Origin of the sequence: Acutalibacter intestini (assembly GCF_034334985.1) — a bacterium.
Lineage (GTDB): Bacteria > Bacillota > Clostridia > Oscillospirales > Acutalibacteraceae > Acutalibacter > Acutalibacter intestini.
Genome location: NZ_JAWXXL010000037.1, coordinates 25,076 through 33,868, shown reverse-complemented (window position 1 = coordinate 33,868; position 8,793 = coordinate 25,076). Strand labels below are relative to the sequence as shown.

Here is an 8,793-nt window from a genome sequence, read left to right as displayed (position 1 = left end):
TTGCGGTCAACATCATTGTCATAGGTGCCGTTGGCAGACTGGGTGGCCAGGTAGTCCATGCGGTTGAGCATGTCCTGGATCTCCTGCATGGCGCCCTCGGCGGTCTTTACCAGAGAAACACCGTCCTTTACGTTCTTCTGGGCAGCGCTTAGGCCGGTGATCTGGGCACGCATCTTCTCAGAAATAGCCAGACCGGCCGCGTCGTCACCAGCTCGGTTGATCTTGTAGCCAGAGGACAGCTTCTCCAGGTTCTTTGCCAGAGCGGACGTGTTGGTGTTGTAGTTGCGATAAGCGTTCATCGCCAGGATGTTGTGTTGAATACGCATAATTTTTTCTCCTTAAAATTATTTTTTGCGTTTCGGGCAACCCACGTTCATCGTGGGGTTCGTGCTGGTTCGTCAAACTGGCCAAGCCTAACTATCCAACACTATTTATTTCAACTGGCCTAGGACCAGCAGAAATCTAAATCAAAAGTGTTTTTCATTGCGCCGCAATTCGGACGCACGCTTGTAATCCTCATTGTGAAGCATCTCCGGGCGCTTTTCCGTCTGCTCGAAAAGTTTACCCCGCAGTACAGGCAGTTCCCTCGGAGCGTCAATGGCAACTTCAATAGAGTTGCCCCGATCTTGAAAAACCTGCACGGTAATATCCTTGCCGATGGTGAAATACTCACCGGGCTTCAATCGTAATGACAACATGTTGGGCTCCTTCCCAGTTTTTCTAATCGCGGGCTTCTGCGCTTTCTACCCGCCGCACCGCATCATAGAAGGTAGTCGCGGCCATACCGCAACGTTCCGCAGCCTCCTTCATCTTCAGCTTGTGGCTGCGCCATAACAGACGGGATTCCTCAAAATTCTCCGGCAATGGTTTCCGAGGGTTCACACTGACCGGTTCCCCCAGCCGCCGCACGGCGTCATAAAAGGTGCTTTCCGGCAAACCACAATACTTAGCCGCGTCCTTCAAATTCAACTCCCGCTTAAGCCACAACTGCCGGGCCTCCTCGAAATTGTCGGGCAGCGGCTTCGTTTTCCTCCCGAAGCTCACGCCCTTGGCTTTTGCTTTGGCGATGCCTTCGGCCTGCTTTTTCCGGCGCTCCTCCCGGATAGCCTGTTTCGTAGCGGCGAGGAACAGTTCGGAAACAAAGGCACTCAGCAGTTCCTGGCTGCCAGCTGGGGTGTACTCATTCAAATCGCACACGATTTCCTCTGCTAAATCATGGAGGTGCCGCCGCAGCTTTTCTTCTGTTATCCCTTGCCCCGGAGCAGGGCTATTCCCTGCTCCGCTAATCAAGTCTAAATCCAGAACAGACACAGGCCGCCACCCCCTTAAAAACCGTGAATCTACAGGTTTACGAAGTGAAGTTTTTTCGGGTTTGGGCTTATCTTTTTTGCAAATATGCCGATACTCATGGTGTAAGACACAAAATAAGGCACAGAAAAAGCGCATCGGTTATTTGTACATTTCCGATGTGCTTTTTTGTTTATTTATTCTATATTGTCTCCGGGCTTGGCTTAGCGCCTCGCTATGCCCTGCCCCGCATCGGTATCTTGCCACGCCCATCCGCTCCCTCTCCCGCACAATCAGCGTCTCCGGGATGGCAGGCAGCCACTTCTTGCTGAACATCGTACTGCCAAAGTAAGCGTCAGAATTCGTGACGGGCAGCACGACTCAATCCGAATCATCAGGCTTGTTGTCAAGATAGTAGGCAATCAACGTGCAGACGGCCTTCCTTGGCACTTTGTCAGGCTTAAGGCAATACCGCAGAATTCTAAGTACCGTATTGGGCAGTCAGATTTTTCTTCAGAGGGTACAGATTGAGCGCCGTCCATCTCACCATTGACCAGCGAAAGCTGTGCTCTATCACGGAAAATCTGCAAGCAAGACGGTGCTTAGAATTGTGCGGGGTTGCCTTAAGCCAAATTCAGACATCACATATTTAAGGGAGACCGCAACCGCAATCCTGGATGGAAGAGAAATCACCTTTATGAATTCTCTTCCACAATACGATGAGCGAGAGGGAAAGAAAGCTCATACAGAAATCGAACGAGGATTATATCAGGTGTTCACGAAATATGTGAGTTGAAAGAAAAGCTCCGCTTCTCGGTTTTTGTGTGATTTTGCATGGCTAACTGTAATGATATTTGCAACCTTGTCCAGCTCATTTATGCGGTCAATGAGGCAAGAACGAAGGAACTTCGTCGAAAGATTCTGTAGGTTTTCCGGCAAAGACAACACATGGCGGCATTGCTCCCGGGTGCCATGCAGGGTGGCGTGGATTTGTACATCCGTATCGGGGTGGCTCATGAGTTTTTCTATGCTGCTGGCGGGCAGATATGAAACGCATTTTATCAATAAATCCGTTTTGTCCCAGACTACATCCATCAGCTGGTGACGAACGGCGGTGTTACCAAACTTTGCAAAGCTCTGTATCACATCTTTGTCCTGTTCACCACGTTCTACAAGGGCAAGGGGTACCCTGTCCGCGCCGTAAATAGCCAACAGTTTTCGGATAGGGGCAATGGGGTCTCCCACAAGTTTTAGCTGATATTCCTCGCTGACGCGGCAGGTTATAGCACCACGGACTTTGCAGCTCTCATCATTCCAGAGGATTTCCCATTCCCGCTCCCCGCCCCGAAAGGCAGCGGAAACCCTGGAATCCCCATCGCTATAAGTCCATGCTTCCAAGGTGCGGTCCACAAATTCCTCCTGGGTCATAGGAGGAATTATGGCTTTTGGGGGATCATTTTCACAAGGAACCATGCAGGCGTTCTGTTTCTTGCATGGGGTTTACCTCCCCCACAAAAGTTTCATCATAGGCAAGTCTCCTCCGGCTCTTTTCGAGGGGACTGTGCCTTTTCGTCATACCTCATGCAGAAATCCAGTTCCTGTGCGGCCCTGTCAAGCAAATCTTTTGTGGCTGACAGCAGATCGGAGTGATAATCACCCCAAAAGCAATCATTTCCACCCTTGCAGGCCCAAGTCACAAACTGCTTTTGTGCTGTGCTATGTACTCCCAGCACAAATTCCATCCCCCCAAAATGAATGGAGTCAGTAATGATGTAGCCCGCATTCATCCAAAATTCATTTCCGTGTACCTCCATATTCTCATGCTTCCTGGGTTCCCCCCGGTACAGCAAATGCAGCGCCGTGTTCCGGTGGTCGCGTTGCATTTTCTTCAAATCCCTGTATACTATAAAGAAACTTCATGTCCCCAGTGGCCTTGTATCTGGCCTTTAACTTGGCTATCCGACTGTCTAAATCAGCCGCCAGCCGCAGATACATCTCGCCGTCGGCGAGACTTCGTTCATAGTCGGTTCCTCCTAAAAATTCGCATAAAAATAGCCCCAATCACAAATGTAATTGGGGCCGGTAACTGTATTCTATTGTAGCTTACTGATGTACTCGCAAAGATGCTTAACGTGCGTTCTCCACCGCTCCCGGTCAGGCAGGATTCTTCCACTTGGCTATCAACAGAGATCGTTTTTTCTACGAGAATGGGATATACAAAACACAAAAAAGGCACGGCAGTATTTTCTTAAAGAAAACAGCTGCCATGCTTTTATGCGATCTAGGTGAAGGGCCCCCCTTGCTTCCTTCGCGCTAATAGGTTCCGGCTCCTTCTTACCACAAGCTGCGCTGCCAGCCCGGTACAGGCCCCGGCGCAAATACCTGATACCATCAATACCGGCAAGTGAGAAACCACAGCCCAGGTACCTGTCACAAAAATTGCCGCTACAATCTGCCCGGTGTTGTGGGCAATTGCGCCAATTACACTGCACACCCATATCTGCTTTTCTGTTACTATCCTGTGCAAAATTCGCATTACAGCATAACATAGCAACCCACCCGATAAGCTGTAGATCAACGCGGCTGCTCTGCCGGAGAAGATGCCGCCCAGAAAAATACGGGCCAGCAGGATATATGCCGCATCTCCCGGCCCCAACAGAAAAATTGCAAAAATCGTTATGATATTTGCCAGCCCCAGTTTGACACCGGGGATAGGAACAATAGACGGTATTTGCAGCTCAACAGTAAAAATTGTCAGGGCGATGGCAGTGAGCAGGGCATCTAAAGAAATACGCTTTGCATTCATGCCAGTCTCCTAACCAGCCAGAGCGTCTGTGCCGGTGTCAGTAAATTCAATCACCAATTTGTGCGGCAGGCAGATAATGGGCTGCCCGGTACTCCACCCCATGTGTACACAGGTCTGGTCCGGGCAATCGGCAGAAATCATACAGACGCGTCCTGCTTCCACACGAATGGTGTTGTTTTTATCTCCGCTTTTTACTGGTAGATCATACGGTTCCGTCACCTGGGACAAATCCACCGAGTGAATGCAGGAGCCGTCCTGATACACTTTCGCCATCGTTCCCTGAGACTTTGGAGCCAGCAGCCATCCGATAGACAGCACCAGTGCCGTTCCCAAAGCTGCGACCCATGTTTTAGTCTTTATCACGATCCCGCACCTCCACCTTCATATCCACATACTTTCCCAGTGGCTCAAAGGAATCCTCTAGGCCGTCAGTAATAACAATTTTGTCCTCCATGATGAAAACCGCCTCGAAATCCCCCTGCGTTTCCCAAAACGTCAAGGCACGTTCCAGTCCCATGACAAACAGCGCTGTGGACAGTCCGTCGCAGGCCATACCGCTGTCTCCAATCACTGTTACTGAGAGCAGCCCGTTTGAGGCTGGCCAGCCTGTTTTTGGGTCAATAATGTGGTGGTAGCGGTTGCCATTTTCTTCAAAGAAACGCTGATATCCTCCGGAGGTGATAACCGCTTTATCGGATATCTCCACTGCCCCGGCATAGCCATCTTCTGAGGGGCTGCGAATTCCCACCCGCCAGGAGGAGCCATCTGGCTTGGAGCCCAAAGCCTGCACGTTTCCGCCCAGATTTAACAGCGCACTTTCTACTCCCCTTTTCCGGAACATCTCCAGAACTTTGTCCCCAGTCCATCCTTTTGCCACACTGCCCAGGTCGATTTGCATTCCGGGTGACAGTGACGCTGTTCCACGGTCCAGCTTGACCTTGTGGTAATCGACTAACGCAAGCGCATCTACCAAATCAATTTCATCCGGTACCTGATACTCCCCTGTAGTAAAGCCCCAGGCCCGCACTACTGGATAAACGGTAATATCCAATGCGCCATCTGTCCGTTCGCACAGAACAAGCGCATTCTCAAGCAGCGATTCTGTTTCTGAGCTGACGGCGGCTTTACCGTCACGGTTTAGCCCGGCAATCTCACTGCTGCTGTCGGTTACTGACAGGCGCTGCTCTATGTCCAGTATCAGTTCTTCTCCCTCGGCCAGTAGACTTTCGCTACCGTATACTGCCAGTTCCATCACCGTATCCATTGCAAAGAAAGTGGCAGAATGCGGCTCCCTTTGCTGCCTGCAACCAGACAATACAGCCATCAAAACACACGCAAGTAACATCCGTTTCACTTCATCCACCTGCACTTTCCAGCGCAGCCTCCACCGCGTCGAGAATGCCGCCGGAGGAGTAAGTCGCCCCGGTTACGGTATCTACCTGGGTGTGGTTCGCTGCCAGGATATCGTCTATCACATACAGGGCGTCGCTGAAATACGGCTCGTCATCCCGGCTGGAAACAATCGAAATATCTGTGATATGCCCTCCCTCCACGGTCACACTCACCTCGATGGGAGCGTTCATTCCCATGGCACTGCCGGTATATGTGCCATCCCGATAGCCGCTTTGGCTTTCCGTGAAAGATTCAACTGGAGGAGCAGATTCTACAGAATTCGAGTTGCTCATCCCCAGAAAAAGCGTCGCGCACGCACTCAGAGCCGTACAGCATATCACTGCCCCTACCTGCCGCTTTGCCAGAAAACAAGAGGTGTTTTTCTTTTTCGCCCACACTTTGCTTATCCGGCAGAACAGATAACTTAAAAACACGGTGCCGTAGACAAAGACAGTCAGCTGGTAGGCGCGCTCTCCATGTACCGCTTCAGGTACTGTCAACAGCAGGATATGGCAGCAGAGCAGCCCGTAAAAGCCATAGGCCAAGCGCTGGAGGGCTTTCCACCTTTTGGGCTGCATTTTCCGGCGCACTGCCATAAACGATGTGATAAACAGCGGCAGCATGATAAGCATCATCAGCACAGAGCAGACTGCCGCCAGCAGCTGGCCCGTGGGCAGGCTGGCCGGGTGGGTGAACAGCCGGACAAAATACAGCCGGCCATATGCGGCGTTATGCCCAAGGGTCAGTATGGAGGCCAGGATAGACAGCGGCCCCCGGATGGGCATAAGCTTTTTGATGGGTGCGGAGCCATTGGGAAACGCCCCGGTAAACATGACAATAACAAACATCGCTCCCGCTAATCCGCCCCGGGCAAACATAGGCCAAATATATGCCTTAAATCCGGAAGGCAAAGCCACGCCATGCCATGTTACTGTGACCACCGCCAAGGCGATAGCTGCCGCCCCCACATAAAATGGTATTGGGTGTGCCCGAAGGACTTTGCTGAACCAGATTACAAATAATATTGAAACCCCCAACGAAAATAAAAATACCATTGTGTTCTCCTAAAACAACTGCCGCAAAACCGCCAGGGCGGCTCTGCGGCAGAGAATGATGGATGGTTATACTTAGTGTCCGCCGTGTCCGCCTTTTTCGCCGCTGCCTGCTTCATTGCTGGTAAGCTGGGTGAGTTCGCTAATCAGCGAACCCGCCTCGGCGGAAGCAGCAGACGTATTTGCCAGCAGTTCCTCGGCTTCCCGAATATGCTCCTGGAGCGTGGCGTTGTCCGGTTCAACAGCCAGCTTTTCATTGGCTGCGGCAATCAATGTTTCCAGGGCTGCTTTTTGACCGGAAGATACGGGAAGCGCGACCGGGATATCCGCATAGGTGTCGGAGGAAATTACCGCGCCATATGCGCCGCCTGCATCCAGTCCGTCAATAGCGGAGACATCCAAAACATAATCAGCCGCGCCGCCGGCCAGCCAGGTTTCCAGCAGCGTTTTGACCTCCCGGCTGCGCCCGCTGCCCAGGGTGTAGGTAACCGTCAGCTTGCCATTTTCAAACGCGGAGAAATCACTGGTAGAGAGAGTTACGCTATCATAGGAATCTGAAACGGCAGCGGTTATTGTCCCTTCATAGAGTGGCTTGATATATATTCCATCAAATTCATAAACATAAGCGCTGTCTGGCATAATGTAGGTGATCTTCGTCACTGTTTCACCCACCAGCTTGGAAAGCTCCGGAAGATTGTCAAAGCCACTGATATGTGTGTTATGGGTGTTGTCGGCCAGTACATTAAATGACACCTCATAGGGCTGCACCCAAATACTTTGCAGGTGCTCCATTCCCACCTGCAAACCACTGCCGGTTTCCAGAATGATCCCCTGGATCTCGCCGCCAATATCAAAGCCCTCGTCCTCTCTGGTGTTTCGCAGGTGGACCTTGGCGCCATCAGTTACATTGATCTGATAATCCCCCCAGTTAGTGCCGGTTTGCAGCTCGGCGGTGGCATCGGTAACGGTGTCGGCAATATTGAACTGGGTAGCCGAGTAGACTGCCTTGTTACCTTCCATTTTGACAGTTTTGTACTGGGCCGGGGCTTCACCCTGAATGGGTGCGAAACTGTCGTTAACAGCCTGATAGGCTTCCAGTTCACTTGCCGGAACAGCGACATTCACATTTTTAACGCCGGTAATATGGTAACCATCTGCGTTAGCAGATTCATCAACAAAATCTGTGGCCATATTTGCCATGATTTCATATTTGGATGTGGTGGCAGAGGTGACTGCATCGAAGTTCTCAGTGCTGGACACATCGCCTGAGTAAAATTCAGCATAGGTCAGGGTGGCTGTTCCAAAGACCATTGCGTTTCCTGCCAATTCCTGGCCTGCCGTTTCCTGTTCAGATGGGAGAGCACTGCTGGACTCCACCGGACTGGAACCCGCATCGGAGTTGGGTTCTGAGCTGTTTTGGCTGGGTGTGCCGCAGGCGGTGAGGAATACCGCCAAGGCCAGCGCGACTGCGGACATAGATAGCTTTCTTATACTCATATCTGTACCTCTTTCATGAATTTTGGGCGCGGAGCTGCCAGGGATTACCGCGGGTGCCTGGAACTCGCAATGTGTTAGTTTAAGCTAACACATCCGGAAAGCAAACGGTTAGTATCAACTAACCTTCGCCAGTATACATCATCGGGAAAGAAAAGTCAAGCACTTTTTCCAGCTTTTCTCTTTGCGGTGAATGGCACGTCAAAGTGCAGCAAATCCAGCACCGCGTCCCCGCCAAAGATCGTGATGAACGCCGCCGCACAGGTGCCCGGCCAGCCCCATCAGGATGGCCAGCGCCATGAACCTGGGCCAAGGGCCGCACCAGCCCCACCAGTTTCAGCATGACCTTGAATCCGCTCCGTTTCATTTAGACGGCCTCCTTGAAGAATTGGGGTAGGTACGCGCCGAAATAGGTCTCCAGCTGGTCAACGCCCTCCACGGCTCCCTGGACCACCTCGGCGGTGCTGGCGCTCTGGCAGTAGCCAGCCCCCAGCCGGAAGAGCTTGCGGCAGATAAGCTCCCGCAAGGTGCGCTTGGCAGCCTTGGAGGACAGGTACCCCATGCGGGAAGCCCCCACCGTGCAGGCAAAGCGGACAGCAACAGCTCCTGCCGCCACCGCTGCCGTCAGGCCGATCTGCCCAGTCTTGCCCAGAGCCAAACACGCCAAAAGGGCGGTTATGGCGGTCATCATGGCCATGTTTACCAGCAGGGAGAGCTATTGCAATACTACGTTCCCGGCCACGTACTTTTTGCTTTCACGGA

12 protein-coding genes are annotated in these 8,793 nt (G+C 52.1%); all 12 read right to left on the bottom strand.

What is annotated here, in order from left to right:
- Nucleotides 1-326: flagellin N-terminal helical domain-containing protein (locus tag U8U68_RS17960; RefSeq protein ID WP_496196387.1), on the bottom strand; the 326-nt coding region annotated here is incomplete at its 3' end.
- 141 nt (nucleotides 327-467) lie between these two features.
- A complete protein-coding gene (locus U8U68_RS17955) occupies nucleotides 468-698 on the bottom strand; it encodes a carbon storage regulator (RefSeq protein WP_322203291.1) in 231 nt (76 codons plus the stop codon).
- Nucleotides 699-720: 22 nt separating this feature from the next.
- Nucleotides 721-1,311 (bottom strand): hypothetical protein, encoded by a 591-nt coding sequence (locus U8U68_RS17950; protein ID WP_322203289.1) that lies wholly within the window; start codon nucleotides 1,309-1,311, stop codon nucleotides 721-723.
- 744 nt (nucleotides 1,312-2,055) lie between these two features.
- Entirely contained in the window at nucleotides 2,056-2,697 is a 642-nt protein-coding gene (locus U8U68_RS17945; RefSeq protein WP_322203287.1) for a hypothetical protein, read from the bottom strand.
- Between the two features lie 113 nt (nucleotides 2,698-2,810).
- A complete protein-coding gene (locus U8U68_RS17940; RefSeq protein ID WP_322203285.1) occupies nucleotides 2,811-3,170 on the bottom strand; it encodes a hypothetical protein in 360 nt (119 codons plus the stop codon).
- A gap of 398 nt (nucleotides 3,171-3,568) precedes the next feature.
- A complete protein-coding gene (locus tag U8U68_RS17935) occupies nucleotides 3,569-4,093 on the bottom strand; it encodes a Gx transporter family protein (RefSeq protein WP_322203283.1) in 525 nt (174 codons plus the stop codon).
- A 9-nt stretch (nucleotides 4,094-4,102) separates the two neighbouring features.
- On the bottom strand, nucleotides 4,103-4,456 hold the full coding sequence (locus U8U68_RS17930) for a NusG domain II-containing protein (RefSeq protein ID WP_322203281.1): 354 nt from the start codon (nucleotides 4,454-4,456) through the stop codon (nucleotides 4,103-4,105).
- Nucleotides 4,443-5,438 (bottom strand): FAD:protein FMN transferase, encoded by a 996-nt coding sequence (locus tag U8U68_RS17925; protein ID WP_322203297.1) that lies wholly within the window; start codon nucleotides 5,436-5,438, stop codon nucleotides 4,443-4,445. The genes U8U68_RS17930 and U8U68_RS17925 overlap by 14 nt, the downstream gene beginning before the upstream one ends.
- A gap of 10 nt (nucleotides 5,439-5,448) precedes the next feature.
- Entirely contained in the window at nucleotides 5,449-6,333 is an 885-nt protein-coding gene (locus tag U8U68_RS17920; RefSeq protein ID WP_322203279.1) for an FMN-binding protein, read from the bottom strand.
- Between the two features lie 279 nt (nucleotides 6,334-6,612).
- Nucleotides 6,613-8,034, bottom strand: a complete 1,422-nt coding sequence (locus U8U68_RS17915; protein WP_322203277.1) for a hypothetical protein — start codon at nucleotides 8,032-8,034, stop codon at nucleotides 6,613-6,615.
- A 118-nt stretch (nucleotides 8,035-8,152) separates the two neighbouring features.
- Entirely contained in the window at nucleotides 8,153-8,398 is a 246-nt protein-coding gene (locus U8U68_RS17910; protein ID WP_322203275.1) for a hypothetical protein, read from the bottom strand.
- Nucleotides 8,399-8,722, bottom strand: a complete 324-nt coding sequence (locus tag U8U68_RS17905) for a 6TM ABC transporter family protein (protein ID WP_322203273.1) — start codon at nucleotides 8,720-8,722, stop codon at nucleotides 8,399-8,401. It abuts the gene before it with no gap.
- Nucleotides 8,723-8,793 lie beyond the last annotated feature (71 nt).